Below are 26,099 nucleotides of genomic sequence, written 5' to 3' on the forward strand. Positions count from 1 at the left end.
TACCGGAGGAAAACGTGGCACTTCCCCAGCTGACAGAGGAACAGCGCGCTGCGGCGCTGGAGAAGGCCGCCGCCGCTCGCCGCATCCGTGCTGAGCTGAAGGAGCGGCTGAAGCGGGGCGGTACCACTCTGGTCGACGTGCTGAAGCAGGCCGAGGAGAACGAAGTCCTCGGCAAGATGAAGGTTTCGGCTCTGCTCGAGGCCCTCCCGGGCGTCGGCAAGGTCCGCGCGCAGCAGACCATGGAACGACTGGAGATCGCCCCCAGCCGTCGCCTTCGCGGCCTCGGCGACCGGCAGCGCAAGGCGCTGCTGGCCGAGTTCAGCGGCGAGTGAACGGCGCCGGTCGTGACTACCCGGTGAACCCGGGCACCGACCGCGGCAGTGAGCCGGTGGCGGGGGACATCCCCCGGCACCGGCTCACCGTCGTATCGGGGCCTTCGGGGGTCGGGAAGTCGAGCGTGGTGGGCGAGCTGCGGAAGCTGGAGCCCGACGTCTGGTTCAGCGTCTCGGTGACCACGCGCCAGGCACGCCCCGGTGAGGTCGAGGGGGCGCACTACCACTTCGTCGACCGGGCGGAGTTCGACGCCATGGTCGCCGACGGCAGGCTGCTGGAGTGGGCCGAGTTCGCGGGCAACCGCTACGGCACCCCGCGCGAGCCCGTCGAGAAGGCCCTCGCCGAGGGCCGCCCGGCCGTCCTGGAGATCGAGCTGCAGGGCGCCCGCCAGGTCCGCGCGGCGATGCCGGAGGCCCGGCTGGTGATGCTGATGCCGCCGTCGTGGGAGGAACTGGTCGGCCGGCTCACCGGACGCGGCACCGAAAGCGAGGCCGCGGTGCAGGCCCGGCTGGCCGAAGCGGAGCGCGAGCTGGCGGCGGCGGGGGAGTTCGACCACCGCCTCGTCAACGCCGACGTGCGGGAGGCCGCCGAGCACTTGCTAAACTTGATAACTGATCAGTCTTCCGACGAATCGGAGCACCACGCGTGACCAGCCAGATCGCTTTGACCGAAGAACTCGAGGGCATCACCAACCCCCCGATCGACGACCTGCTCGAGAAGGTCAGCTCGAAGTACGCGCTGGTGATCTATTCGGCCAAGCGCGCCCGCCAGATCAACGACTACTACGCCCAGCTGGGCGAGGGCCTGCTCGAGTACGTCGGCCCGCTCGTCGAGCCGGGCCCGCGCGAGAAGCCGCTCTCGATCGCGCTGCGCGAGATCCACGGCGGCCTGCTCGAGCACACCGAGGGTGAGTAAACCCAAGGTCGTCCTGGGCGTGGGCGGCGGGATCGCCGCCTACAAGGCCTGTGAGGTCCTGCGCGGGCTGACCGAGTCCGGTCACGACGTCCGCGTGGTCCCCACGGAAGCCGCGCTGAACTTCGTCGGCGCGGCGACCTTCGAAGCCCTCTCCGGGCACCCGGTGCACACGGGCGTGTTCACCGAGGTACCGGAGGTCCAGCACGTCCGCGTCGGCAAGGAAGCCGACCTCGTCCTGGTCGTCCCGGCCACGGCGAACCTCCTCGCCAAGGCCGCCCACGGCCTCGCCGACGACCTGCTGACGAACACCCTGCTCACCGCCCGGTGCCCGGTCGCCTTCTTCCCGGCGATGCACACGGAGATGTGGGAGCACCCCGCGACCCGCGACAACGTGGCCCTGCTGCGTTCGCGCGGCGCGATCGTCACCGAGCCGGACTCCGGCCGGTTGACCGGCGTCGACACCGGCAAGGGACGCCTCGCGAACCCCGCCGAGATCGTCGACCTGGCGCGCCTGCTGCTGGCCCGCCCCGACGCCCTCCCGCGCGACCTCGAAGGCGTCCGCGTCGTCGTGTCGGCCGGCGGGACGCGCGAGCCGCTCGACCCGGTCCGCTACCTGGGCAACCGCTCGTCCGGCAAGCAGGGCTACGCGCTGGCCCGCGTCGCCGCCCAGCGCGGCGCCGAGGTCACCCTGGTCACCGCGCACACCGTCGCGCTGCCGGACCCGGCGGGCGCGACCGTTTCGCACGTGTCGACGGCGGAGGAGCTGCGGCAGGCCGTGCACGCGGCGTCCGAGAGCGCCGACGTCGTCGTGATGGCCGCCGCCGTCGCCGACTTCCGGCCGGCGAACCGGGCCGACCACAAGATCAAGAAGTCGGACGACCAGCCCGACCCCGTCATCACGCTCGACCGCAATGCCGACATCCTCGCGGAATTGGTGCGAAACCGGCGTCCCGGTCAGGTCGTCGTGGGATTCGCCGCGGAAACCGGGGACGAGCACGGCGACGTTCTCGACCACGCTCGAGTCAAACTCAAGCGCAAGGGCGCGGATCTGCTGGTCGTGAACGCCGTCGGCGACGGAAAGGCGTTCGGCACGGAGGACAATTCGGGCTGGTTGCTCGGGTCCGACGGCACGGAAATCCCCATCCCCCTCGGCGCGAAAGCCGAACTGGCGTCCACTCTGTGGGACGCTGTTGTGAGCTTCATGAAGCGTTGACCGTCCCCCGAGCGATAGTCAGTACGCTTGCACAGGTAAGGGGTGCCTAACTTTCGGGGCATCCGACGACAAGGTGAGGAAGTGACGGCCACCGTGACCGCGTCTAGCAGCAGATTGTTCACCTCGGAGTCGGTGACCGAAGGGCACCCCGACAAGATTTGCGACGCCATCAGCGACTCGATCCTCGACGGCCTGCTCTCGAAGGACCCTCGAAGCCGCGTCGCGGTCGAGACCCTGATCACCACCGGTCAGGTGCACGTCGCCGGCGAGGTGACCACGGAGGCGTACGCCGACATCCCCACGATCGTCCGCGACGTCATCCTGAAGATCGGCTACGACTCCTCGGCCAAGGGCTTCGACGGCAACTCCTGCGGCGTCAACGTCGCGATCGGCTCCCAGTCGGCCGACATCGCCCAGGGCGTCGACACCGCCTACGAGTCGCGGGTCGAGTCCGACGAGGACGAGATCAACCGCCAGGGCGCCGGCGACCAGGGCCTGATGTTCGGGTACGCCTGCTCGGACACCCCCGAGCTGATGCCGCTGCCGATCGCGCTCGCGCACCGCCTCTCGAAGCGGCTGACCGCGGTCCGCAAGGACGGCGTGCTGCCGTACCTGCGTCCGGACGGCAAGACCCAGGTCACCATCGAGTACGCCGGCGACCAGCCGGTGCGCCTCGACACGGTCGTCGTCTCCTCGCAGCACGCCGACGGGATCGACCTCGACCGGATGCTCAGTGTCGACGTCAAGGAGCACGTGGTCGGCCCCGAGCTCGAAGGCCTGGGCATCGACACCTCCGGCGCGCGCCTGCTGGTCAACCCGACCGGCCGCTTCGTCATCGGCGGCCCGATGGGCGACGCGGGCCTGACCGGCCGCAAGATCATCGTCGACACCTACGGCGGCATGGCCCGCCACGGTGGCGGCGCGTTCTCGGGCAAGGACCCGTCGAAGGTCGACCGCTCCGCCGCGTACGCGATGCGCTGGGTGGCCAAGAACGTCGTCGCCGCGGGCCTGGCCCAGCGGACCGAGGTGCAGGTCGCGTACGCGATCGGCAAGGCGGCCCCGGTCGGCCTGTTCGTCGAGACGTTCGGGACCGAGACGGTCGACCCGTCGAAGATCCAGCAGGCCATCACCGAGGTCTTCGACCTCCGGCCGGCGGCGATCATCCGCGACCTCGACCTGCTGCGCCCGATCTACGCCCCGACGGCGGCGTACGGCCACTTCGGCCGGCCCGAGCTGGACCTCCCCTGGGAGAGCACGGCCCGAGCCGAAGCCCTCAAGGCCGCGGCCGGCGCCTGAGACCCGCAAGTCCGTGAATGGCACATTGAGGGACTAAGTGTCCCTCAATGTGCCATTCACGGCTTCTGGCGTGAGGGTTGTCGGAGGGGTCTGGTAGAGATCGTGGCGTGAGTAGCTCCGAGCCCGCCGCTCTCTGGGACCTCCCGGAGACGCCGCCCGCACCCAAGGCGGCCCCCTCGCGTGCCCGGAAACCGTCGAAGCCGGGGGCGAAGGCCAAGGGGGCGCAGAAGCCCGCACCCGAGCGGCCGGTCGCGCGGATCGTCGTCGACATCCCCCTCGCCCACCTGGACCGCACGTTCGACTACCTCGTGCCGGAGAAGCTGCACGAGACCGCCGTGCCCGGGTGCCGCGTCCGCGTCCGGTTCGCCGGGCAGCTCGTCGACGGCTACCTGATCGAACGCGGCGAGACCAGCGACTACGGCAGCAAGCTGGCCTTCCTCGACCGCGTCACCTCACCGGAGCCGGTGCTGCCGCCGTCGTTGCACGCGGTCTGCCGCGCGGTCGCCGACCGCTACGGCGGAACGCTGTCCGACGTCCTGCGCCTCGCGATCCCGCCCCGGCACGCGAAAGCCGAAGGGGAGCCGGCCGTGGCGCCGGCGGCGGCTTCTTCTGATGAGCCCGATACGGCGGCTTGGACGCGCTACCAGCGCGGTCCGGCGTTCCTGGAGGCACTGGGGGAGGGCAAGCCCGCCAACGCCGTCTGGCAGGCCTTGCCGGGCGAAGACTGGCCACGCCGGCTGGCCGAGGCCGCCGGAGTCGTGGCCGCGGCCGGCCGGGGCGCGGTGCTCGTCGTGCCGGACCACCGCGACCTGACCCGGGTCCACGAGGCGTGCGCGGCGGTCGTGGGGGAGGACGCCGTCGTGGCGCTGATCGCCGGCCTCGGGCCCGCGGAGCGCTACCGGCGCTGGCTGGCGGTGCTGCGCGGCGCGGTGCGGGTGGTGGTCGGCACGCGGGCGGCGATGTTCGCGCCGGTCCACGACCCCGGCCTGTTCGTGGTCTGGGACGACGGCGACGACCTGCACCTCGACCAGCACGCGCCGTACCCGCACGTGCGGGACGTGCTGATGGACCGCGCGCACGCGGCGAAGGCGTCCCTGCTGGTGGGGGGCTTCGCCCGGACGGCGGAGGCGCAGCTGCTGGTCGAGTCCGGCTGGGCGGCGCCGGTGCTGGCGGACCGCACGGTCCTGCGCTCCGCGGCGCCGCGCGTGACGCCGGTGGGCGAGGACTTCGACGTCGCCCGCGACGAGGCGGCGCGGGTGGCGCGCCTGCCGGCGGTGGCGTTCGAAGCGGCGCGCCAGGCGTTCGCGGCGGGCCACCCGACGTTGGTCCAGGTCCCGCGGCGCGGGTACGTCCCGGGCCTGGCCTGCGGCAACTGCCGCACACCGGCGCACTGCCGCCGGTGCGCGGGACCGCTGTCGCTGCCGGGCGGGTCGGTGGACGGGCAGCCGAAGCCCCCGGCGTGCCGCTGGTGCGGCGTCCCGGAGACGGCGTTCCGTTGCACGGCCTGCGGTTCGGTGCGGTTGCGAGCGGTGATCGTCGGCGCGAAGCGGACGGCGGAGGAGCTGGGCCGGGCGTTCCCGGGCATCCCGGTCCGCACGTCGGGAGCGGCGGAGGTGCTGGCCTCGGTTCCCGGGAAGCCGGCGCTGGTGGTGTGCACGCCGGGAGCGGAGCCGGTGGCCGAGGGCGGCTACGGCGCGGCGCTGCTGCTGGACGGCTGGGCGTTGCTGGGGCGTCAGGACTTGCGGGCGGGCGAGGAGGCGTTGCGCCGCTGGATGGCAGCGGCGGCGTTGGTGCGCCCCGCGTCTTCCGGCGGGCGAGTCATCGTCGGGGCGGAGGCGGGCATGCCGGTGGTCCAGGCACTGGTCCGCTGGGACCCGGCGTGGCACGCGGGTCAGGAGCTCGCGGAGCGGAGGGAGCTGGGCTTCCCGCCGGCGATGCGGATGGCGAGCGTGGAGGGAAGCCCGGACGCGGTCGCCGGGCTGCTGGCGGACTTGCCGTTGCCGTCGTCCGGCGAGGTGCTGGGCCCGGTACCGCTGGGCGAGATCGACGAAGAGGGCAACTCGGAGCGCGAGCGGGCGCTGGTCAGGGTTTCGCGCGCCGAGGGCAAGGCGTTGTCATCGGCGATCCACGCGGCGGCCGCCCGGCGGGACGCGAAGAAGGCCACGGAACCGATCCGCATCCAGCTGGATCCGCTGGACCTGATCTGATCGGCAGGACCGGAATCCGTGGCATACGCGCGAAATCCGCCGGATCAGCGGCCCAGCACCGTGCCCGGCAACGCATCCATCGCCGCCTGCGCGGATTCCTTGACCGGCAACGGAACCGCCGGACTGGTGCCGCCGGCCGCGGCGGCCGCGAGATCGATCACCTCGGCCGCGATCGCCTGGCGGCGGCCCTCGAAAGCCGGGTCCGTCAAGCCCGTCGGCTGGCCCAGCACCGGTGTGTGCAGGTGCCCGCCCGCCACCGACGTCAATCCGAGGCCGAGCCGGACCCGGTTCGCGCGGAACATCGATTCATTGCTGAGGTAATCTCCGCCACCCCCCGAAGCCGCGATTTCGCCCGGGGCGGGCGCGTCCGAGCGGCACACCGGCGTCCCCACGCCCGGTTGCGCGGGCCACACGCAGAACGCCTGGTTGAAGTTGACCGGGTACGCGCCGGTGACGGTCAGCATTCGCGGGTACGGCAGCGTCGTCTCGATGAACTGGACGTCCGGCTGGGGCCAGCCCGCGGCCGGCGGGACCCCGCCCGTCACGGAAACGTTGTTGTTGTCCGGGAAACCGCCGCGCCAGGCGCCCGCCCAGCGTTCGACGTCGAAGCGGCCCGGACGGCCCTGGCTGATCGTCATGACCACGTCCGGCCGCCGGGCGCGGTCGCGCAACGCCGTGCCGTACGCCGCTTCCACGATCCCCTCGTCGAAGTAGCCCCACACGACCGGGAAACTCACCGCCTGCACGACGGCGGGGCCGGCCGCCGTGTCGAGGACGCGGCCGTCCAGCTGCAAGGCCGACGCTCCCGCCGGGTTCGAGATGGTGATGCCGGAGCCGTCGAGCTGGAACGGGTCGAAGCCGCTCACCAGGACCCGCCGCGTCTTCCCGAGCGGGAACCGGACGTCGTCGAGACCGCGCGAGCCGCGGTCGAACGCGGTCAGCAAGCTGTCCCGCCGGGAGGGGAACGACGCCAGCTGCCGGATCGCGCTGCAGAGCTGCAGCCGCGCCCAGTAGAGCGGCCGGTCGTCGAACCGGTCGAGCGTCCCGAGATCCGGCCGCCGGCCCTGCGCCCGATCGACGGCCGTCCGCCACAGCCGATCGCCGGCTTGGGTGACAACGCGTTCGGCCCGGCGCGGAGTCCGTGCGGCGCAGAGGTCGTGCTTCACGTCGGCGACGAGCGGATCGAGCCCGGCGAGCCGGACGAGCTCGGGCCCGACGGCGGGGCCACCGGAGGGCAGGGTCGCGGTCAGGCGCTGTTCCTCGACGGTCAGCGGAACGGCCGGGTCGAAGCAGCCCGGCGCGGCGGTGGCCACCCCGGGGAGCGCGATCAGCGGAAGAGCGGCGAGCAGGGGGAGCAGAGCGGTCAGGCGCACGGGTTTCCCTCCACGGCGTGGGTGACGCGGTCGAGTCTTCCGCCGACCGCGCCACCCGCGTAACCCGCATTGGTCGGGAAGCGTCAGAGGGCCGCGCTCGCCGAGGCTTCGGTGGGCAGCCGCAGCCACCAGTTCGCGCGGGCCCGGATGACGGGCGCCCGGGCCCGCAAGAGCCGCAACCCGGCGCGGTCGCCCCTCATCCCCACCGCGTAGAGCGCGGCTCGCTGGGTGCTCCCGCCGGTCGGGTGGGCGGTGAGGACGTGGTGCCAGAGACGCAGGTCCGTCCGCCCGGGGAGGTGGGCCAGCGCCACGGCCGCCGCATTCCGCGCCGAGCTCCGCCGCAGCAGGTTCTCGACGACCGCGCGGTGCCGGAGGTCGCCGAGGCTGCCCAGCAAGTCCACGAGCACGTCGGGGCTCGTCGTGCGCCCACCGGTCAGCAGCGACGCGACGGAGTCGGCGAGGACTCCGCGAAACGGCGACGCGTGCAGGACGTTGACGGTGAGGATACGCAGGTCGCTGTCGGTGCTGGCCAGCGCTTGACGGAGAATTCGCGGGCCGAGCAGGTCTAGTTCGTGGTGTCGGGTCTGACTTCTGGCCAAGGCGGCGTGCAGTTCGGTAAAAACGGCCTCTCCCGCACGTCCCAGCGGTGCCGACCGCGCGCTCGGGCGGTGCCGGAGCAGCACGTCCGAAGCTGCTTCCCGCACCGGCGATGATGTCGACGCCCCGGCGCACAGCTCACGGGCGACGGCTTCGAGCCGGCGAACCGAGCCGGGTGTGTCAGGCGGCCGGGCCGCCCACGCGAAGAGGGCACCAAGCTGTTCGGCCTCGTTGCGCGGTTCGCACAGCAGGCGAAAGAGGCGGCGGGAGGCCGTCGGTGCCCGATTCGCGGCGAGCAAGGCGATCGGGTCGATGATCAGCTGGCAAGCCGGCTCGGTGACGAATTCTTCGGTCACCGCGACGAGCGCGGCGCCTCCCGCCGGGTGCTGGTGGACGCGCTGGAGTGCGGACAGCCGGAGCAAGTATCGCCAGCCCACGGAAAGGCACATTTCGGTGAGCAGCCGGTGGAGGAGGGTGTCCCAGACCGGCCGAGTGACTTTGCGCCGCGGCTGGGTGAGGGAAATGATGAGGTCGGCCCATTCCGCTGCGGAAACGGGATCGCGGCCGAGACATTTGTCGAGCAGTTCGTCACACCGCGGCGCGGTCCGCCGTCCCGCGGGGCGGTCCCGGTCGAGTGCGGTGATCACGGCCACCAACTCGCCTTGCGGGAGGTCGAAGAGCCGCTCGTACTGGCGTAGCGCCGGTGTCGGCACGGTGGACCGGGAGTTCTCCCAGCGGGAGATGGTGGCGTTGTCGACTGGTGGTCTGCGCACTGCCGCCGCCAGCTGACGGATGGTCAGGATGTCGGTTTCGCCGTACAGGCGCCACATCTTGAGCAACCAGGCCGCCAGTTGGCTTCGCTCAACTCGTGGCCACGGGTCGCGTCCTTGGTCATCGCCGAGCGAGGTCGGTCGTCCGCGGCTGACCGGTGGCATGAGGAGATTTCCCGAGCCGGCGGGCCGGGGAACGCCGCCGAACGGGTGCACCGGTTTCGCAGCAAAAGGCTTGAGGACGGCGCGCGCGGTTTACGGTTGGCCTTCGCCCTCGGAAGGAATCCGGTCATGGCTGTGAAGCGTGGGTTCATCTACAAATGCCCGTTCGGGAGCAACGGCTTCACCTCTCGAAAAGGTGATGAGGTGGTCGTCGTCCTGGTCGAGAAGTACGGCGACGGCGGCAAGGAATGCCTGGTCGCCGGCGCGCGGCAAAACGGTCCGACTTGGGAAGCGGATCTCGACCACGTCTACACGGTCGTGTCTGACAAGCTGAAGGGCGTTCAGCCGCTCCTCTCGGATCGCGACGTGGTTGAGGCGAAGAAGCACCTGGGAGAGCGCATCAGGACCACAAAATGATCCGAGAACGGGAGCACGCCCTGCGGAGTGGCGTGCTCCCGCTCGGGATCAGCCCGTCGCGAGGACCTTCAACCGCGAAATGTCCGCGCTGAACTGGTCCTGGTCGATAGGCGAAGAGCTGTACTGCCAGAACGTGTAGAAGCCCCAGTTGTACGGCAAAGTCCCCGCCGAAGACGCGTACCGCGCCACCCACAAGGGATTCGTCGAGCTGAAGTCACCCGTGTTGCCGGTGCACTGGCTCCACCAGCTCGTCGCCGTGTAGATCACCGGCCAGCGGGTCGTCTTCGCGTGGTACTCGTCGCTGAACGCCTTGATCCACGCCACCATCTGGGCCGGCGTCTTGCCGTAGCACGCGTTGTTCGGGCCCCACTCGATGTCGAGCGTGCCCGGGAGCGTCTTGCCGTCCTTCGACCAGCCGCCGCCGTGGGCGACGAAGTAGTCGGCCTGCGCGGCGCCGCCGGCCCCGTCCGGGCGGCCGTAGTGGTAGGCCCCGCGGATCATGCCGACGTTGTACGAACCCGTGTACTGCTGGCTGAAGTAGGCGTTCTGGTAGCTGGTGCCCTCGGTCGCCTTGACGTAGGCGAACTTCTTGCCCGCGCTCCAGTACGACGCCCAGTTGACGTTGCCCTGGTAGGAGCTGACGTCGATGCCGGGGACGCTCGCGTCCACCGACGCCGGCGCGAGTCCCGCCGGGGCCACCCCGTCGTGGGCGCGGATCGACGCGCCCATCTCGTGGTTGTCCGACGCGTCCGGGCCCGGGGAAGCCTGGGCGCCGGGGGCGGTCACGGCCAGCAGGGAGGCCGAAACCGCGACAGCGGCGCCGAGCAGGCGGCGCCACCTCCGTGGTGCAGTCATCTTCGGTTGTTCCTTTCGGTTGCCCTCGCGAACGCGCGGTGTGCAGGCCGCGCCGCATGATTCTGTTACATCGGGTACTCCAACGTCACTGCTCCATGTGAAGCAATTTCGAAGTCTGGGGAAATATGTGAAACATTGGCAAACCGGGCGAATCGGCCCGATCCGCGCCCTTTGGCGTCTTGAAGCCGCCTGATCGGAGGGGCAGACTCGCCCGCATGCCCGCGCTCCGGAGTCGCACCCTCGTCATCGCCGCGGCGGCCGCGGTCCTCACGACCGTCGCCGCCGGACCCGCCACCGCCGCCACCCCCACGCCGAAGTCCCCGGTCGCCGTCGGGTTCGGGGGCGCTGTGGCCAGCATCGACGCCGACGCCACCGCGATCGGCACGAAGGTCCTGCGCGACGGCGGCAACGCCGTCGACGCGGCCGTCGCGGTCGCCGCCGCCCTCGGGGTCACCGACCCGTTCTCCGCCGGCGTCGGCGGGGGCGGGTTCTTCGTCTACTACGACGCGAAGACCCACCGCGTCCACACGCTCGACGGCCGCGAGACCGCGCCGAAGACCGCCGACGCGAACCTGTTCGTCGAGAACGGCCAGCCGCTGCCGTTCAACGACGCCGTCACCAGCGGGCTCAGCGTCGGCGTCCCCGGCACGCCAGCGACGTGGTCCGAGGCGCTGCGCAAGTGGGGGACGCGCTCGCTGGCGAAGTCCCTGAAGCCCGCGGAAGACCTGGCGCGCAAGGGTTTCGTCGTCGACTCGACGTTCCAGACGCAGATCGCGAACAACGCCGCGCGGTTCGCCGCCTTCCCGTCGACGCGCTCGCTGTACCTGCCCGGCGGCGCCCCGCCGGCGCCCGGGAGCGTCTTCCGCAACCCCGACCTCGCGAACACGTACGCGCAGCTCGAACGCCAGGGCGTCGACGCGCTGTACCGCGGCCCGATCGGCGCCGACGTCGCGAAGACCGTCCAGCAGCCGCCGAAGGACCCGGCCTCGACGCTGAACGTGCGGCCCGGCAAGCTCAGCACCGCGGACCTCGCCGCTTACCGCGCCATCGAGCGCGACCCGACCCACACGCGCTACGAAGGCCTCGACGTCTACGGCATGCCGGCGCCGTCCTCGGGCGGGCTCACCGTCGGCGAGGCGCTCAACATCCTCGAGAACTTCGACCTGAAGCACGTGAGCAAGGCCGACTACCTGCAGTACTTCCTGGAGTCGACGCGGTTCGCCTTCGCCGACCGCAACCGCTGGATCGGCGACCCGGCCGTGATCGACGTCCCGGCGCGCGAACTGCTGAGCCAGCGCTTCGCCGACTCGCGGGCGTGCCTGATCTCGAAGGACAAGGCCGCGACCAGCCCGGTCGCGCCGGCCGACCCCCGCCACCCGGCTCGGTGCGCCGCGGGCGCCAGCCCCGCGCCGACGCCGTACGAGGGCGAGAACACCACGCACCTGACGGTCGCCGACAAGTGGGGCAACGTCGTCGCCTACACGCTGACCATCGAGCAGGAGGGCGGGAGCGGGATCGTCGTGCCGGGTCGCGGGTTCCTGCTCAACAACGAGCTGACCGACTTCTCGTTCACGCCGGTGACGCCGGGCGTGCCCGACCCGAACCTGCCCGGTCCGGGCAAGCGGCCGCGCTCGTCGATGGCGCCGACGATCGTGCTCGACCACGGCCGCCCGTTCTTCGCGACCGGCTCGCCGGGTGGCGCGTCGATCATCACGACGGTGCTGCAGGTGATCCTCGGCCGGCTCGACCGCGGGCTGTCCCTGGAGGACGCGATCGCGGCACCGCGGGCGTCGCAGCGCAACTCGGCGGCCGCCCAGGTCGAGCAGGCGTTCCTGGACCAGCCGGAGACGGCGGACCTGAAGGCCCGCGGCCAGGGCTTCTCGACGGCGCCGGCGGAGATCGGCGCGGCAACGGGAGTGGAGCGCCTGCAAGACGGCCGCTGGCTGGCGGCGGCGGAACCGGTCCGCCGCGGCCAGGGCGCGGCCCAGGTGGTGTGGCCGGCCCGCTGGTAGCTCAGGCTTCGAGAGCCCAGCGGACGTACGGCGCCTTCGGGACGAACCCGGCCCGCTCGAACACCCCGGAGGCGCCCGACGGGCTCGCCGAGTCCACGACCAGGCTCGCCCGGTCGTAACCCCGCTCCTTCGCGGCGCTCGACGCGTGCGCCAGCAGGGCCGTCGCGATGCCGCGGCGACGGTGCTCCGGGAGCGTCCCGACGATCATGAAGTGCGCGTCGCGAACTCCGGTGGCCTCGGTGTCGGCGTCCCAGGACAGGGTCACCAACAGGCCCACCGGGACCCCGGCGGCGTCCCGGTGCAGGAAGCTGACCTCGGGTCGGAACGTCTGGTTGACGATCTTGTTCCGCCACATGTCCGGTGGCATCGGCACCGCGCCCCAGCAGTCCGCGAACGCGGCGTTCCGGACGCGCCGGAAGTCCTCGTCCGTCTCCTCCGACCACGGCTCGATCCGCGCGTTCACCGGCGCGACGTCCCCGAGCGGGCGCTCCATGCGCCGGAAGAACCGCACCGGCGCGAAGCCCTGGGACCGCATCAGCTCGGCCAGGCCGGCGATGTGCTCGGGCCGGTGGACGTCCACCGCGAGCCGCAGCCCCGGGTGGTGCCGGGCGTGCAGGACCTTCGCGGCGGCCACTCCCGCTTCGACGAGGGCGGTGCCGATACCGCGGCGACGGTGGTCCGGGTGCACGCCACCGTCCAGGAAGACCCGGTGGACTTCGGCCGCGGTCGGCTTGTAGCGGATCTTCATGTAGCCGATCATCGTGTCGCCGGCGAAGGCCGCGAGGCTCCCGCGCGCCAGGTCCACGCGCGAGGCGCCGACCCGGCTCACGACGTCGGCGGCGCGGAGCGCATCGGCCGACCCGCCGCCGAGGCCCCGAACGCAACCCCCACCCTCTCCGGGGGGCGTCCCCAGTCCAGCGTATCGGTGGTCGCCGGCGGAAAGGCGGGAAAGGGCCGTGGCAGGAGCCGGTTGTCCACATCGCGGCGGGGGTGTGGACAACCACAGCGCGCTCTGTCGGAGGGGGCCTTCTAGACTCGGGCCCGATGTTCCAGCCACCTGAACCCTCCCCACCGGGGGTGGGCCGATGAAGCTCGTCTTCGCCGGCACCCCCGAGCCGGCCGTCCCGGCGCTGCGCGCCCTGCTCGACTCCGGCCGCCACGAGGTCGTCGCCGTCGTCACCCGCCCGGACGCGCAGGCCGGCCGCGGCCGCCGCGTCGTCCGGTCACCCGTCGGCGCCCTCGCCGACGAGCACGGGATCGAGGTCCTGACGCCCGCGCGCGCCGGCGATCCGGCCTTCCTCGCGCGCCTGACCGAGCTGGCGCCGGACGCCTGCCCGGTCGTCGCCTACGGAGCGTTGCTGCCGCAGGCCGCCCTCGACATCCCGCGCCTCGGCTGGGTGAACCTGCACTTCTCGCTGCTGCCCGCGTGGCGCGGCGCCGCGCCGGTGCAGGCCGCCATCCGCGCCGGTGACGAGATCACCGGCGCGTCGACTTTCCGGATCGTCAAGGAGCTGGACGCGGGTCCGGTCTTCGGCGTCGTCACCGAGGCGATCGGCGCGACCGACACCGCCGGCGGCCTGCTCGGGCGGCTCGCGGAGTCCGGGGCCAAGCTCCTGCTGTCCACCATGGACGGTCTGGCCGACGGCAGCCTGGTCGCCCGCGACCAGCCCGCCGAGGGGACGACCTACGCGCCGAAGGTGACGGTCGAGGACGCGCGCGTGTCCTTCGCCGACCCGGCCTCGGCGGTCGACCGGCAGATCCGGTCGGTCACCCCGGACCCGGGCGCGTGGGCGGAGTTCCGCGGGGAACGGCTGAAGCTCGGCCCGGTCTCGGTGCTCGACGAACCCGGCCCGCCGCCGGGCGAGATCGTGGTCGAACGCAAGCGGGTGCTGGTCGGGACGGCGACGAAGCCGTTGCGGCTCGGCGAAGTCCAGGCACCCGGCAAGAAACGGATGGCGGCCACCGACTGGGCTCGCGGATCACGCATCGAGCAGGGAGAACGCCTCCGGTGAACGACCACAGGGAACGACGTCCGTCACGGCCGCAGCGGGGCCGTCCCGCGCCGCGCAAGGAAGGGCCGCGCCGGCCGCCGGCGGTGGACCCGCCGCGTCAGGCCGCTTTCGACGTCCTCGCGGCGGTGCGAACGAAGGACGCCTACGCCAACCTCGTCCTGCCCGACCTGCTGCGCGAGCGGCGGATCTCCGGCCGTGACGCCGCACTGGCCACCGAACTCGCGTACGGCGCGTCGCGGGCGCAGGGCCTGCTCGACGCCGTCATCGCCGCCTGCGCCGAGCGTCCGCTCTCGCAGACCGACCCGGCGGTGCTCGACGCGCTGCGGCTCGGCGTCTACCAGCTGCTGCGCACCCGCATCCCCGAGCACGCCGCCGTGACGTCCACTGTGGATCTCGTGCGCGCGGAAGCCGGTTCGTGGGCAACGGGTTTCGCGAACGCCATCCTGCGCAAGGTGTCCGAAAAGGACGAAGCGGCGTGGCTGGACGAGCTCGCGCCGGACGAGGCCACCGACCCGATCGGTGCCTACGCGCTGCGCACCGCGCACCCCCGCTGGGTCGCCCGGTCGTTCGCCGAAGCGCTGGGGGACAAGGGCGAGGGCCTCAAGGCCGCGCTCGAAGCCGACGACACGCGGCCCGAGGTGCACCTGGTCGCCCGCCCCGGCGAGATCAGCGCCGACGAGCTGGCCGCGATCACCGGCGGCGACCCGGCGCCGTACTCGCCGTACGGCGTGCGCCTGCCCGCGGGCGCAGGCGACCCGGCCGACGTCGAGCCGGTCCGTGAGCGGCTGGCCGCCGTCCAGGACGAGGGCAGCCAGCTGTGCGCGATCGCCGCGACGAAGGTGCCCCTGGAGGGCTCCGACGAGCGGTGGCTCGACCTGTGCGCCGGCCCCGGCGGCAAGGCGGCGTTGCTCGGCGCGCTGGCGGCGTTGAGCGGGGCGACCGTGGACGCCGTCGAGAAGGCGCCGCACCGCGCGAAGCTCGTCGAGAAGGCCACGAGCGGGCTGCCGGTGAAGGTGCACGTCGGCGACGGGCGCGAAAGCGGCCTGGAGCCGGGCTACGACCGGATCCTGGTCGACGCGCCGTGCAGCGGGCTCGGCGCCCTGCGGCGGCGGCCGGAGGCGCGCTGGCGCCGCCAGCCGTCCGACGTCGCGGACCTGACGAAGCTGCAGGGCGAGCTGCTCGCGGCGGCGTACGAGCTGCTGCGGCCGGGCGGCGCGCTGACGTACGTCGTCTGCTCGCCGCACCTGGCCGAGACCGAGGGCGTCTTCGGCGAGACGGCGCGGCGGCTGAAGGCCGAGGTGCTGGACGCGCGCGAGCTGTTCCCGGGCGTGCCCGAGCTGGGCGACGGGCCGTACGTCCAGCTGTGGCCGCACCGCCACGGCACGGACGCGATGTTCTGCGCCGTGCTGCGCAAGCCGTGAGGGACCTCGGGCTGGTAGCGGGCTCGTGCGGCGGACTGGACACCCGGTTCGCCGCCGAGCTGGTCCGGCCCGCCACCGAGCGCGGCTGGCGCCCGGCGATCACGCTGACGCCGACGGCTTCGCGCTGGCTGGAATCGACGGGCGCGCTGGCCGAGGTGGCCGAGTCGGTGGAGCTGCCGGTGCGCAGCGTCTCGCGGTTGCCGGGGGAGCCGCGGCCGCACCCGGACCCGTCGGTGTTCCTGTTCGCGCCGGCGTCGGCGAATTCGGTGACCAAGCTGGCGTTGGGGATCGCGGACAACCAGGCGCTGACGGTGCTGGGGGACGTCCTGGGCGCGCCGGGGATCACGATCGTGGTGGCGTACCAGATCCAGGACACGCGGGTGTTCCACCCGGCGTGGCAGCGCCACCTCGACACCCTCGCGGGGGCCGGGGTGACGCTGCACCGGTTGAACGTCGGGCGTCCGTGGACGGAAGCCTTGGACCTGCTGCCCTGAGCGGCACCTGCGCGGATGCCGATCGCCTGGATGACGGCGGCTTGGATGACGTGAAAGATGCAGACCTCATCGGGCTCGAATTGTCCACAATTTGACCACGGTTAGAGGCTTGCTGTCGTGAAGAGCCTCTGGTAAAAAATCACCACAGTCGCGCCGGGGAGGGGCGACCTGGTTCTCGGGGGTCTGTGGCTTCGTTGAGTGATCCGATGCTTGCCCTGTTGGCTATTTTGGCGTGGCCGATCGTTGCTGTGATTACGGTTTTCACGGTTGGAGTTCTTGTTAGTCGTGCCCTGCGTGGTGAACGTCAGCACTTGCGTTCGGTCCACTATGGTCGTATCCAAGCGAAAGCTACTGTCGACGTTCTCGACGGAATTCTCGACGCTGCAATCGCTTTGAACGCGCAGTACGCGCATCGCGAAGTGGATCCTGCAGTTCATCTTGCCGGTGCGCTTCGTATCAGTCCAGTGGATTTCACCTCTTCGGCTTTGGAGGTCGGACGGGCGGTCCGTGCCGGGAATGTCACTATTATCGACTTTGCGCAACTGGAGGTTGAGGATGCCCGACGGCTGGCTGATTTTTGTGGCGGGCTCGCATGTCATTCGGAAGCGTGGTTGTTTCGACCCTCGGTCACGACATTGATCGTCACACCACCGCGTCGCGCCTGATTGTTGTCCAGAGTTGGTCCAGTGTCGTCATGGAGCGTTGAATCGTGACAGTGAATGAGCATTTGCTCAGCATGACTCATCAGATCAGAGTGATCGAACACAAGCTCGCCGTGGCTCGTCGGAGGCAGCGGTGGTCCAACATCGCCCTTGTCTTCGGGCCGGTGCTCCTGATCTTCCTTTATGTCATCGCCTGGCTCCCGGCGATCAGTCGAACCGTGTTGATTGCTGTCTACATCCCGGCTCTGCCGATTGTGGTCGCCAGTTGTTTCGCGTCTTACCTGCTCAAGAGAAATCCGGGCGGCCCCCTGGTGCCTGGGGAAGGTGGTCGTCGGGTTCGCGAGAGCGAAGGAGCTTTGGAGCTTGAACTGGCGCGCGAGCGGGACGCGCGCAAGCAGGTTCTGGCACAAGCGGACGTCGAGCCGAAGGTCCGAAAGATCACCTATAAGGAAGACGCGTACTCTGACGTCGATCAACTTCGCGAGGAGAGCAAGAAATATCGAAGCGTCAACAATATGCTCCAAGGTTTTTTGATCATCGGTTCTTTGGCTGCCACTGCTGCCTCTGCGATTGCCGCAGAAGTTGTTGTCATCCGCTGGGTGACGCTTGGGATCACGTTCTTTGTCGGCATATCAAGCGGCTTCATGGGCTACTTCAAGTACAAGGAGCGGAGCTTCTACCTCCAGCAGACCGCCGACGCCATCGAACAGGAGTGGGAGGCTGTCGAGATCGGCGTCGGTCGATACAAGAAGCTGTCCGAGGAAGATGCACTGGCGGAGTTCGTCGAAGAGGTGCACCGGCTGAAGAGCGAACAGAAGAAGCGGCAGCAGAACCTCGAGCAGCCGCCGGAGGGGCGGAATCCGAACGACGGCTGATCGCCCGACCGACGTGCTCGACCTACTGCACTACGAACACGCCGCCGCGTCGGTGGCGGCCAGCAGGTGGCCGTTCGCCTCGGCCGGGGTCGGGTTCTGGTTCAGCACCACCGTCACCCGGCGGCCGCCCGGGGCCACGCCCGCCAAGTTCGTGAAGCCGATGATCCCGCCCTCGTGGCCCCAGAACTCCCCGCACGACAACGGAATGCTGCCCAACCCCAACCCGTAGCGAGCCCCCGGCACACCGAGGTCGGCCGGCACCGTGCGCTTCATCTCCGCCAGCTCCGCCGGCCGCAGCAACCGGCCACCCAGCAGCGCTCCGTAGAACCGGTCCAAATCGGCCGGTGTCGAGACCAGACCGCCCGCCGCCCCCGCGATCGTCGCGTCGAAGTCGCTGAAATCCACCCGGTCCGGTGTGTAGCCGACCGCGTGCGGGTCCGGCAGCTTCTCGTCGCCCCGGCGCGGCAAGTACGTGTCGCGCAAGCCGAGCGGCCGGGTGATCCGCTGGGCGATCAGGTCACCCAGTGCCTTCCCCGTCACCTTCGAGGCGAGCATCCCCGCCACGATGTAGTTCGTGTTCGAGTACGACCAGCTCGTCCCGGGCGGGAACAGCGCCGGGTGCTGCAGCGCCATCGCCACCAGCTCTTCCGGCGAAGCGCCGCGGTGCCGCAACGCCTCCGGGTCGCTCAGGTCGAAGTCCTGCAGGTAGTCGGGAATCCCGCTCGTGTGCTGCAGCAGCTGCCGGACGGTGATCCGCCGATCGGGCAGCAGCCCCGGCAGGTACCGCTCGACCGGCGCGTCCAGCTTCACCCGGCCCTCGCCGGCCAGCTGCAGCACGACCGTCGCCACGAACGACTTCGTGACGCTGCCCGCCCGGAAAGAACCGTTGCGCGGGAACGGTTTCCCCGTGGTGACGTCACCCTTGCCGCTGCGCGTGACCCGCGTCCGCGGGCCGTCTTGCACGACCGCCGCCGCGCCCGGTACGCCGTCCTGGGCGGTGAGCACGTCCAACCGAGCCTGCACCGGCGAGCCGGCGGCCAACGCCGGTGCCGCCGTGGTCGCCGCCAGCAGCACGACCAGTGTGCCGGCCGCGATGATCCGCACTGACTTCCGCATGAAAAACCCCCTGGTGTCTCGGTGCTCCCCACGCTAGGGAGCCGGAACACCAGGGGGCATGGGGCAGGCCGCCGGAAACGTCCGGGGGCCTGCCCCACCGGATCAGCGCAGCTTCAGCGCGCGCTTCAGGGTGCCGAACACGTCGGTCTGGTTGGTCAGCCCGACGATGTTGGCGGCCTGCGGGCCGAGGCCCGCGATGCGCACCTGGGTGCCGGTGTGCGACTGCGAGCCGCCGGTCTCCGCGGTGCCGTAGGCCAGGGTCATGTTCGCGCCCTCGTTGGTGACGAGCGTCGCGGTCAGGCCCGGGGTGGCCGTCGGCTCGACGATCTGGCTGCTGTGGCCGTGGTCGGCCGTCACCAGCACCAGCGTGTCGGGGTGGCTGCGGGCGAACGCCGTGCCCGCCGCGATCGCCGCGTCGAAGTCGATCGTCTCGCCGATCTGGCCGCACGGGTCCGCCGCGTGGTCCTGCTTGTCGATGCTCGCGCCCTCGACCTGGAGGAAGAAGCCCTTGTCGCTGCGGCGGTCGTCGAGCAGCTCGAGGGCCTTGCGGGTCTGGTCGGCCAGCTTCGGCTGGGTCTTCGGCAGGTTCGCGTTGGTGGCGCAGCGGGTCGGCGCGGTGCCGCCGTGGACGGCCGCCGGGCCGGTCCAGTTCACCGGCATGTTGCCGTCGGCGAACAGGCCGAGGACCGGCTTGCCCTTCGGCGCCTTCGCCAGGTCCGCCGCGGTGGTGACGACCTGGTAGCCGGCCGCCTTGGCCTGGTCCAGCACGGGCTTGCCCTTGAACTTGCCGGCCGTCACGGGCTGGTTGAAGTACTTCGCGCCGCCGCCCAGCAGGACGTCGGGGCGGGTCTGCACCAGCTGCTCGGAGATCGAGCCGAGGCCGCCGTTCTCCTTGGCGTTCTTCGCGCACTTCGCGGTCGTCTCGACCGGGCCCTTGCAGTCGCGGTTGACGACGTGCGAGCCGAGCACGGCCGGGGTCGCGTCCTGGACCTCGGCGGTGGTGACGTCGCCGGTGCGCAGGCCGTTGCGCTTGGCGATCTCCAGGATCGTCGGGACGTCGTTGCCGTACGCGTCGACGGAGATGGCGCCGTTGTAGGTCTTGGTGCCGGTCGCCCAGCCGGTGCCGGACGCGGCCGAGTCGGTCACGTAGTTCGGCTTGGCCGGGTTGTTCTGCTCGACCGCGTACGTCGTGTAGTCGCCGGTCAGCGGCAGCTCGTCCATCGCGAGCCGGCCCGCGGCGCCGCGCTCGTAGTTGCGGGCGGCGGTGATCTCCGACTGGCCCATGCCGTCGCCGATGAACAGGATCACGTTGCGGGCGTGGCCGCCCTGGATCGCGGCGCGGACGTCGTTCGTGCGGTCACCGGTGCCGGCCGACGAACGCGCGTCGGCGGAGTCGGAGCCGTTGGTGGCGAGGGCGACCGGGGCGGCGGCGACCAGCGCGGCGCCGAGCGCGCCCGCGACCAGCCACCGGCGGCGGCCGGCGAACAGCGAAGCCATGTTTCTCCTCTTTGGGGGACTTCGGGGATTACGGCCCGGATTTCGGACACGGGCTATTAGTCCTCCCGCATGTGTGGTGCGTAGAAAGCGAAGGTGACCACCGGGTGGCCGCTGGCCGAACTCATGGCTTCCCGCGGGTGACCGGGAGCACGTCGGTTATTGACCGGCGAGATGACCCGGCCGCACGACGCCCGATTCGTACGCTATGACCACCGCGTGGCTGCGGTTGGCCGCGCCGAGCTTGCCGAAGACGTTGCCCACGTGGGTCTTCACGGTCTCCAGGCTGATCACCAGTTCGGTCGCGATGTCCTGGTTGGACAGTCCGCGCGCGACCAGCCGGAGCACCTCGGCCTCGCGCCGGGTGAGCGCTTTCGCGGCCCGCGCGTACCGCCCGCCGGGCGGCCGGGCGGTCACCAGCCGCCGGATCGCTTCGGGGAACAGCAGCGACTCCCCGGCCGCGACGGTCCGGACCGCGTGCGCGATCTCCTCCTTGCGCGCCCGCTTGAGCAGGAACCCGCTCGCCCCGGCCAGCAGCGCCTCGTGCACGTAGTCGTCGTTGTCGAACGTCGTGACGACGAGGACCTTCGGCGGGTCGTCGAGCGAGCCGAGCAGCCGCCGGGTGGCCTCGATGCCGTCGGTGCCGGGCATCCGGACGTCCATCAGCACGACGTCCGGCCGGGTGCGGCGCACCGCGGGCAACACCTCGGCGCCGTCGGCCGCTTCGCCGACCACGGGGATGCCCTGCTGCTCCAGCAGCGCCCGCAGGCCGGTGCGGACGAGCGGCTCGTCGTCGGCCAGGAGCACGGTGGGGCTCACGCGCCCGCCCGCAGCGGGATGGTCGCGGACAGCCGCCACCGCGGCCCGTCGGGACCCGCGTCGAGCTCGCCGCGCAGGGCTTCGACGCGCTCGGCGAGCCCGGCCAGGCCGCCCCGCCCCGGCCGCGGTTCGACGCCGGGCAGCGCGTTGACGACGGCGATCGCGAGCCGCTCGGCCCCCGCCTCGACGTGGACCTCGACGGTGCCCGGGCCGGCGTGACGCAACGCGTTCGTCAGGCCCTCCTGGACGATCCGGTAGCCCTCGCGCGACACGGCGGCGGGCAGGCCGGCGACGGGCCCGGTGACGGTCAGCCGGACGTCGACCCCGGCTTCGCGGGCACGCACGGCGAGGACGTCCACCTCGGCGAGCGTGCGGGTGGGCTCCTTCGCCGCCGGCTCCTCGCGCAGCAGGCCGAGCACGTGGTCGAGGTCCTCGAGGGCGGATCGGGACGCTTCTTCGATCGTGCCGAGCGCGCGCCGCACCTGGGCCGGGTCGGCCTCGACCAGATCGGCCGCCGCGGCCGCCTGGATGGTCGACGTCGTCAGCGTGTGCCCGATCGAGTCGTGCAGCTCGCGGGCCAGCCGGTTGCGCTGGGCGAGCACGGCGGCGCGGCGTTCGGCGAGCGCCGCGCGCTCGGTGTCGGACGGGCCCAGCAGCGCTTCGGCGCCGGTGCGGAACGCGCGGGTGGCGCCCGCGACCAGCACGAGCGCGCCGAAGAGCAGCACGACGCCGAACGGGACCGTCCACGCGCCGAGCGGGACGTCGTCCCAGAACAGGCTGATCGAGTCCTGGCCGCCGGCCAGCCACACCGCGGGGACGAGCAGGCCGAGCCCGAGGAACGCGAGCACGGTGAGCAGCACGCCGCTGAGCAGCGTGTGCAGGGCGAGCCACAGGCCCGAGCGCAGCCGCGTCCCGGCGCCGGGACGTCCGGCCGGCGCCGGGACCGCGGTCCCGAGCAGGAGGTTCGCCAGCCCGATGCCGGCGCGCCGCACCGGTCCGAGCAAACCCAGCAGGCCCGTGAGCACCGCGATGGCCACCAGGGCGAGCAGCGCCCGCACCCGTGAATCGGCTTCGACGGCGACCGCCGCGGCGAAGGCGAAGGGGGACACCGGCACCATCAAGAGGGCGCCCGCGACGGCGAACGGGAGGCCGCGGTAGCTGCCGAGCCGCGCCAGGGAGCGGAAGAATCCGGACATGCGGCGAGCGTAGGACGGCCGGTGTGGCCGCCGCCTCCCTCCGCGGAGCCAGATCCTGGTCACAACCGGTTAGTGAGCGTTAGCACGCTCCTCCTACACTCAGGACGTGGCAGACCGACCCCTGATCGCCCCCAGCATCCTGTCCGCGGACTTCGCCCGGCTCGGCGAGGAGATCGCCGCCGTGGCCGGCACCGGCGAGACCCGCGCCGACTGGGTCCACGTCGACGTCATGGACGCGCACTTCGTGCCCAACCTGACCCTCGGCCTCCCCGTGGTCAAGGCGCTGCTCAAGAGCACCGACGTGCCGATCGACTGCCACCTGATGATCGACGACCCGGACCGCTGGGCGATCGGGTACGCCGAGGCCGGCGCCTACAACGTCACCGTGCACGCCGAGGCCGCGAAGGACCCGGTCGCGCTGGCCAAGAACCTGCGCGCCGCGGGCGCGAAGGCCGGCCTGTCGATCAAGCCGGGCACCGCGCTCGAGCCGTGGCTGGACGCCCTGAAGCACTACGACACGCTGCTGGTGATGTCCGTCGAGCCGGGCTTCGGCGGGCAGTCGTTCATCGCCGAGGTCCTGGACAAGGTCCGCACCGCGCGGCGGCTGGTCGACACCGGGCACCTCAAGCTGGTCGTCGAGATCGACGGCGGGATCAACACCGACACCATCGAGCAGGCCGCCGAGGCAGGCGTCGACTGCTTCGTCGCGGGCTCGGCCGTCTACGGCGCCGGCGACCCGGGCAAGGCGGTCGCCGCGCTGCGCGAGCAGGCGGCCCGCGGCCGGGCGGGCTGACCGCGCGGCGGCACCGGGGAAGCCCCGGGGCCGCGGCGGGTGTTGGATGGAAGGACCGGCTCACAAGGAGGCAGCGGACGTGTTCACCGGCATAGTCGAGGAGATCGGCGAGGTCACCGCGGTCGAGCAGCTGACCAACGCGGCACGGCTGCGCGTACGCGGCCCGCTGGTCACCAGCGACGCCGGGCACGGCGACTCGATCGCGGTCAGCGGGGTGTGCCTCACGGTCGTCGAGGTCGGCGGGGGTGAGTTCACCGTCGACGTCGTCAACGAGACGCTGCAGCGCTCGAGCCTGGCCAAGGTCGCGACCGGCGACCGGGTCAACCTGGAACGCGCGACGCCCGCGGGCGGCCGGCTCGGCGGGCACATCATGCAGGGCCACGTCGACGGCACCGGGACGTTCCTCGGCCGCGACGAAAACGGCGTCACGACGTTCTCGCTGCCCGCGCACCTCGCGCGGTACGTCGTCGAGAAGGGCTCGATCGCGGTCGACGGGATCTCCCTCACCGTCGCGGCCGTCACCGACGACCGGTTCCAGGTGGCGTTGATCCCGACCACGCTCGAAGTGACGACCCTCGGCGGCCGGGAAGCCGGCGACCTGGTCAACCTGGAGGTCGACGTGGTCGCGAAGTACGTGGAGAAGCTGGCCGAGGCGCATATCCGCGACCAGGTGCAGAATCGGGACGGCGGCGGCACGGAGGAGCGGTCATGAGTGAGTCGAGTGCACCCACGCCCGAAGCGGGCTGGACCCCGTGCGGCACCGGGGCGGTGTTCGACGCCGACGCCATCGAGCGGGCGATCGCGGACATCGCGGCGGGCCGGCCGGTCGTCGTGGTCGACGACGAAGACCGCGAGAACGAAGGCGACCTCATCTTCGCCGCGGAGAAGGCGACACCGGAGCTGCTGGCGTTCATGGTCCGCTACACCTCGGGCTACGTCTGCGTGGCGCTGACCGAGGCCGAGGCCGACCGGCTGGACCTGCCGCCGATGTACCACACGAACCAGGACGCGCGCGGCACCGCGTACAGCGTCACGGTCGACGCCGCCGAGGGCATCAGCACCGGCATCTCCGCTGCCGACCGCGCGCACACGATCCGGCTGCTGGCCGACCCCGCGTCGACGGCGAAGGACTTCCGCCGCCCCGGGCACGTCGTGCCGCTGCGGGCGAAGGAAGGCGGCGTGCTGCGGCGCCCCGGGCACACCGAGGCGTCGGTCGACCTGGCCCGGATGGCCGGGCTCGCGCCCGCCGGCGTGCTCTGCGAGATCGTGTCGCAGAAGGACGAAGGCGACATGGCGCGCCGCGACGAGCTCGAGGTCTTCGCCGCCGACCACGACCTCGCGATCATCACCATCGCCGACCTGATCGCCTACCGCCGCCGCACCGAGAAGCAGGTCGAGCGCGTCGCCGAAGCCCGCATCCCGCTGTCCGCGGGCACGTTCCGCGCGGTCGGCTACGACTCGCTGCTGGACGGCATCGAGCACGTCGCGTTCGTCTACGGCGAGATCGGCGACGGCCAGGACATCCTGGTCCGCGTCCACTCCGAGTGCCTGACCGGCGACGTCTTCGGCTCGCTGCGCTGCGACTGCGGTCCGCAGCTGGAGGCGGCGCTGGAGGCGGTGGCCGCCGAAGGCCGCGGTGTCGTGCTCTACATCCGCGGCCACGAGGGCCGCGGCATCGGCCTGCTGCACAAGCTCCAGGCCTACCAGCTGCAGGACGACGGCGCGGACACGGTCGACGCAAACCTCGCGCTGGGCGTCCCGGCCGACGCCCGCGACTACGGCACGGGCGCGCAGATCCTGTGCGACCTCGGCGTCCGCACGATGCGGCTGCTGTCGAACAACCCGGCCAAGCGGATCGGCCTGGAGGGCTACGGCCTGCGCGTCACCGGGCGGGTGCCGCTGCCGATCTCGCCGAACCCGGAGAACCTGCGCTACCTGCGGACCAAGCGCGACCGGATGGGCCACGACCTGGCCCAGCTGGAGCACTACGACCAGGTCCGCGCGGGCACCGAGCACCCCGACGGAGGACTCCTGTGAGCGGCGAAGGCCGTCCCGACGTTTCCCTGGACCTGACCGGCTGCAAGTCCCTCAAGCTGGGGATCGTGGCCACCAAGTGGAACTCGGACATCACCGACGTCCTGCTGGAGCGCGCGCTCGTCGCGGCCCGGGAGGCGGACCTGGAGGAGGACCCGACGGTCGTCCACGTCGCGGGCGCGATCGAGCTCCCGGTGGTGGTGCAGGCGCTGGCCCGCAACCACGACGCGGTGGTCGCGCTGGGCGTGGTCATCCGCGGCGGCACCCCGCACTTCGAGTACGTGTGCGACGCGGTGACGGCGGGCCTGACCCGGGTGGCGCTCGACGAGAGCACGCCGGTCGGCAACGGCGTCCTGACGTGCGACACGCACGAGCAGGCGGTCGACCGGTCGGGCCGGCCGGGTGCCAAGGAGGACAAGGGTTACGAGGCGACGGTGGCGGCCCTGGACACGGCCCACGTGCTGAAGAGCCTGCGCCAGCCGTGGACCGAGCGGGGTTTCGTGTGACCGTGAAGACTCTCCTGGTGATCCGTCCGCGGCGCGCGCTGATCATGTGCAGCGTGCTGGCGGTGGCGCTGCTGGCGGTGTTCGTGGTGGTGGCGGTCCTGCTGCGCAACGGCAACACGGGCGTCCACTTCCAGCGTTCCGACCAGGCGGCGATGATCGGCATCGGCATCCTGCTGGCGTGCGGCGTGATGCTGTTCGCGATCGCCCGGGTGCGCGCGGACGACGAGGGCATCGAGGTCCGGAACGTGCTGGTGACCCGGCGGTTCGCTTGGGACGAGGTGCTTTCGGTCAGCTTCCCGGATGGTGCCTCGTGGGCGCGGCTGGAACTGCCGGACGACGAGTACCACGCGGTGATGGCGATCCAGGCGGTGGACCGGGCCAGGGCGGTGGAAGCGGTGCGAACACTGCGAAAACTCCACCGCGCGGCCACCGGCGGCTGACCTTCGGGCTCGGCTTCGCGCGCTGGGTCGCCGCGTGGGGCGACAATTACGGCCGCGCGGGGCCACCTCGGCCAAGGCGGCGGGCGC

Annotated in this window: 26 protein-coding genes; 18 read left to right on the forward strand and 8 right to left on the reverse strand. The window is 71.7% G+C overall.

The genetic code is table 11. The features are described from left to right. The first annotated feature begins 14 nt into the window (after window positions 1-14). The 6 genes from mihF to BLV96_RS33070 all read left to right on the forward strand — a co-directional run bounded on the left by mihF (window position 15) and on the right by BLV96_RS33070 (window position 5,964). Entirely contained in the window at window positions 15-332 is a 318-nt protein-coding gene (gene mihF, locus BLV96_RS33045; protein WP_003096398.1) for an integration host factor, actinobacterial type, read from the forward strand. Then, window positions 329-982, forward strand: a complete 654-nt coding sequence (gmk, locus tag BLV96_RS33050; protein WP_208608380.1) for a guanylate kinase — start codon at window positions 329-331, stop codon at window positions 980-982. Before mihF ends, gmk begins: the two co-directional genes overlap by 4 nt. After that, entirely contained in the window at window positions 979-1,248 is a 270-nt protein-coding gene (gene rpoZ / locus BLV96_RS33055) for a DNA-directed RNA polymerase subunit omega (RefSeq protein WP_086671175.1), read from the forward strand. The genes gmk and rpoZ overlap by 4 nt, the downstream gene beginning before the upstream one ends. Next, window positions 1,241-2,461: a bifunctional phosphopantothenoylcysteine decarboxylase/phosphopantothenate--cysteine ligase CoaBC gene (coaBC, locus tag BLV96_RS33060; RefSeq protein ID WP_167379807.1), complete on the forward strand. Its 1,221-nt coding sequence runs from the start codon at window positions 1,241-1,243 to the stop codon at window positions 2,459-2,461. Before rpoZ ends, coaBC begins: the two co-directional genes overlap by 8 nt. Before the next feature lie 93 nt (window positions 2,462-2,554). Further along, complete coding sequence (gene metK / locus BLV96_RS33065; RefSeq protein ID WP_167379817.1) at window positions 2,555-3,757, forward strand: methionine adenosyltransferase; 1,203 nt, start codon at window positions 2,555-2,557, stop codon at window positions 3,755-3,757. A gap of 107 nt (window positions 3,758-3,864) precedes the next feature. Then, entirely contained in the window at window positions 3,865-5,964 is a 2,100-nt protein-coding gene (locus BLV96_RS33070; RefSeq protein WP_086671178.1) for a primosomal protein N', read from the forward strand. 44 nt (window positions 5,965-6,008) lie between these two features. On the opposite strand, the gene BLV96_RS33075 is transcribed toward BLV96_RS33070, so the two are convergent. Next, the gene (locus BLV96_RS33075; protein ID WP_086671180.1) at window positions 6,009-7,337 is read right to left on the reverse strand and encodes a pyroglutamyl-peptidase I; all 1,329 of its coding nucleotides are present in this window, start codon (window positions 7,335-7,337) and stop codon (window positions 6,009-6,011) included. Window positions 7,338-7,420: 83 nt separating this feature from the next. Next, window positions 7,421-8,764, reverse strand: coding sequence for a hypothetical protein (locus BLV96_RS33080; RefSeq protein ID WP_143051066.1), 1,344 nt, complete (start codon window positions 8,762-8,764; stop codon window positions 7,421-7,423). A 57-nt stretch (window positions 8,765-8,821) separates the two neighbouring features. Here BLV96_RS33080 and BLV96_RS49365 point away from each other — a divergent pair, with 57 nt between their 5' ends. After that, window positions 8,822-9,283: a hypothetical protein gene (locus tag BLV96_RS49365; protein WP_143051067.1), complete on the forward strand. Its 462-nt coding sequence runs from the start codon at window positions 8,822-8,824 to the stop codon at window positions 9,281-9,283. Window positions 9,284-9,331: 48 nt separating this feature from the next. Here the strand turns inward: BLV96_RS49365 and BLV96_RS33090 are convergent, their stop codons facing one another. Next, a complete protein-coding gene (locus tag BLV96_RS33090) occupies window positions 9,332-10,138 on the reverse strand; it encodes a lysozyme (protein WP_086671186.1) in 807 nt (268 codons plus the stop codon). Between the two features lie 215 nt (window positions 10,139-10,353). Between BLV96_RS33090 and ggt the strand changes: the two genes are divergently transcribed. Then, a complete protein-coding gene (ggt, locus tag BLV96_RS33095; protein WP_086671188.1) occupies window positions 10,354-12,150 on the forward strand; it encodes a gamma-glutamyltransferase in 1,797 nt (598 codons plus the stop codon). Window position 12,151: 1 nt separating this feature from the next. Here ggt and BLV96_RS33100 read toward each other — a convergent pair whose 3' ends face one another. Further along, window positions 12,152-12,979: a GNAT family N-acetyltransferase gene (locus tag BLV96_RS33100; RefSeq protein WP_244180635.1), complete on the reverse strand. Its 828-nt coding sequence runs from the start codon at window positions 12,977-12,979 to the stop codon at window positions 12,152-12,154. A 256-nt stretch (window positions 12,980-13,235) separates the two neighbouring features. On the opposite strand from BLV96_RS33100, the gene fmt reads away from it, so the two are divergent. From fmt to BLV96_RS33125, 5 genes are all read left to right on the forward strand, one after another. Beyond that, entirely contained in the window at window positions 13,236-14,162 is a 927-nt protein-coding gene (gene fmt / locus BLV96_RS33105) for a methionyl-tRNA formyltransferase (RefSeq protein WP_086671190.1), read from the forward strand. After that, window positions 14,159-15,583: an RsmB/NOP family class I SAM-dependent RNA methyltransferase gene (locus BLV96_RS33110; RefSeq protein WP_086671192.1), complete on the forward strand. Its 1,425-nt coding sequence runs from the start codon at window positions 14,159-14,161 to the stop codon at window positions 15,581-15,583. The genes fmt and BLV96_RS33110 overlap by 4 nt, the downstream gene beginning before the upstream one ends. Then, window positions 15,580-16,077: a flavoprotein gene (locus tag BLV96_RS33115; protein ID WP_086671193.1), complete on the forward strand. Its 498-nt coding sequence runs from the start codon at window positions 15,580-15,582 to the stop codon at window positions 16,075-16,077. Before BLV96_RS33110 ends, BLV96_RS33115 begins: the two co-directional genes overlap by 4 nt. Window positions 16,078-16,283: 206 nt before the next feature. Then, window positions 16,284-16,742 carry a cell division protein SepF gene (locus BLV96_RS33120; protein ID WP_086671196.1) on the forward strand — a complete coding sequence of 153 codons (459 nt, stop codon included), beginning with the start codon at window positions 16,284-16,286 and terminating at the stop codon, window positions 16,740-16,742. Between the two features lie 44 nt (window positions 16,743-16,786). After that, on the forward strand, window positions 16,787-17,614 hold the full coding sequence (locus tag BLV96_RS33125) for an SLATT domain-containing protein (protein ID WP_244180637.1): 828 nt from the start codon (window positions 16,787-16,789) through the stop codon (window positions 17,612-17,614). Window positions 17,615-17,644: 30 nt separating this feature from the next. Here the strand turns inward: BLV96_RS33125 and BLV96_RS33130 are convergent, their stop codons facing one another. From BLV96_RS33130 to BLV96_RS33145, 4 genes are all read right to left on the reverse strand, one after another. Then, window positions 17,645-18,730, reverse strand: a complete 1,086-nt coding sequence (locus tag BLV96_RS33130) for a serine hydrolase domain-containing protein (protein WP_208608381.1) — start codon at window positions 18,728-18,730, stop codon at window positions 17,645-17,647. A gap of 102 nt (window positions 18,731-18,832) precedes the next feature. Then, window positions 18,833-20,227 carry an alkaline phosphatase gene (gene phoA / locus BLV96_RS33135; protein ID WP_086671200.1) on the reverse strand — a complete coding sequence of 465 codons (1,395 nt, stop codon included), beginning with the start codon at window positions 20,225-20,227 and terminating at the stop codon, window positions 18,833-18,835. A 156-nt stretch (window positions 20,228-20,383) separates the two neighbouring features. After that, window positions 20,384-21,043 carry a response regulator transcription factor gene (locus BLV96_RS33140; RefSeq protein WP_086671272.1) on the reverse strand — a complete coding sequence of 220 codons (660 nt, stop codon included), beginning with the start codon at window positions 21,041-21,043 and terminating at the stop codon, window positions 20,384-20,386. Then, window positions 21,040-22,239, reverse strand: coding sequence for a sensor histidine kinase (locus BLV96_RS33145; protein WP_086671201.1), 1,200 nt, complete (start codon window positions 22,237-22,239; stop codon window positions 21,040-21,042). The genes BLV96_RS33140 and BLV96_RS33145 overlap by 4 nt, the downstream gene beginning before the upstream one ends. A gap of 121 nt (window positions 22,240-22,360) precedes the next feature. Between BLV96_RS33145 and rpe the strand changes: the two genes are divergently transcribed. The 5 genes from rpe (at window position 22,361) to BLV96_RS33170 (ending at window position 26,012) form a co-directional block, all read left to right on the forward strand. Next, on the forward strand, window positions 22,361-23,032 hold the full coding sequence (gene rpe, locus BLV96_RS33150) for a ribulose-phosphate 3-epimerase (RefSeq protein ID WP_086671274.1): 672 nt from the start codon (window positions 22,361-22,363) through the stop codon (window positions 23,030-23,032). 79 nt (window positions 23,033-23,111) lie between these two features. Next, window positions 23,112-23,744 carry a riboflavin synthase gene (locus BLV96_RS33155; RefSeq protein WP_086671203.1) on the forward strand — a complete coding sequence of 211 codons (633 nt, stop codon included), beginning with the start codon at window positions 23,112-23,114 and terminating at the stop codon, window positions 23,742-23,744. After that, entirely contained in the window at window positions 23,741-25,069 is a 1,329-nt protein-coding gene (locus BLV96_RS33160; protein ID WP_086671205.1) for a bifunctional 3,4-dihydroxy-2-butanone-4-phosphate synthase/GTP cyclohydrolase II, read from the forward strand. The genes BLV96_RS33155 and BLV96_RS33160 overlap by 4 nt, the downstream gene beginning before the upstream one ends. After that, window positions 25,066-25,572 (forward strand): 6,7-dimethyl-8-ribityllumazine synthase, encoded by a 507-nt coding sequence (gene ribH / locus BLV96_RS33165; RefSeq protein WP_086671207.1) that lies wholly within the window; start codon window positions 25,066-25,068, stop codon window positions 25,570-25,572. Before BLV96_RS33160 ends, ribH begins: the two co-directional genes overlap by 4 nt. Continuing rightward, on the forward strand, window positions 25,569-26,012 hold the full coding sequence (locus BLV96_RS33170) for a PH domain-containing protein (RefSeq protein WP_086671209.1): 444 nt from the start codon (window positions 25,569-25,571) through the stop codon (window positions 26,010-26,012). The genes ribH and BLV96_RS33170 overlap by 4 nt, the downstream gene beginning before the upstream one ends. The last annotated feature ends 87 nt before the right edge of the window (window positions 26,013-26,099 follow it).

Source organism: Amycolatopsis pretoriensis (genome assembly GCF_900107925.1).
Lineage (GTDB): Bacteria > Actinomycetota > Actinomycetes > Mycobacteriales > Pseudonocardiaceae > Amycolatopsis > Amycolatopsis pretoriensis.

Bases quoted from the DNA above. Each gene is read 5' to 3' on its own strand.
- BLV96_RS33145 (WP_086671201.1), bottom strand. From the start codon at position 22,239: ATGTCCGGATTCTTCCGCTCCCTGGCGCGGCTCGGCAGCTACCGCGGC.
- BLV96_RS33090 (WP_086671186.1), bottom strand. From the start codon at position 10,138: ATGACTGCACCACGGAGGTGGCGCCGCCTGCTCGGCGCCGCTGTCGCG.
- ggt (WP_086671188.1), top strand. From the start codon at position 10,354: ATGCCCGCGCTCCGGAGTCGCACCCTCGTCATCGCCGCGGCGGCCGCG.
- BLV96_RS33080 (WP_143051066.1), bottom strand. From the start codon at position 8,764: ATGTGGCGCCTGTACGGCGAAACCGACATCCTGACCATCCGTCAGCTG.
- BLV96_RS33120 (WP_086671196.1), top strand. From the start codon at position 16,284: ATGCTTGCCCTGTTGGCTATTTTGGCGTGGCCGATCGTTGCTGTGATT.
- BLV96_RS33130 (WP_208608381.1), bottom strand. From the start codon at position 18,730: ATGCGGAAGTCAGTGCGGATCATCGCGGCCGGCACACTGGTCGTGCTG.
- fmt (WP_086671190.1), top strand. From the start codon at position 13,236: ATGAAGCTCGTCTTCGCCGGCACCCCCGAGCCGGCCGTCCCGGCGCTG.
- phoA (WP_086671200.1), bottom strand. From the start codon at position 20,227: ATGGCTTCGCTGTTCGCCGGCCGCCGCCGGTGGCTGGTCGCGGGCGCG.
- BLV96_RS33160 (WP_086671205.1), top strand. From the start codon at position 23,741: ATGAGTGAGTCGAGTGCACCCACGCCCGAAGCGGGCTGGACCCCGTGC.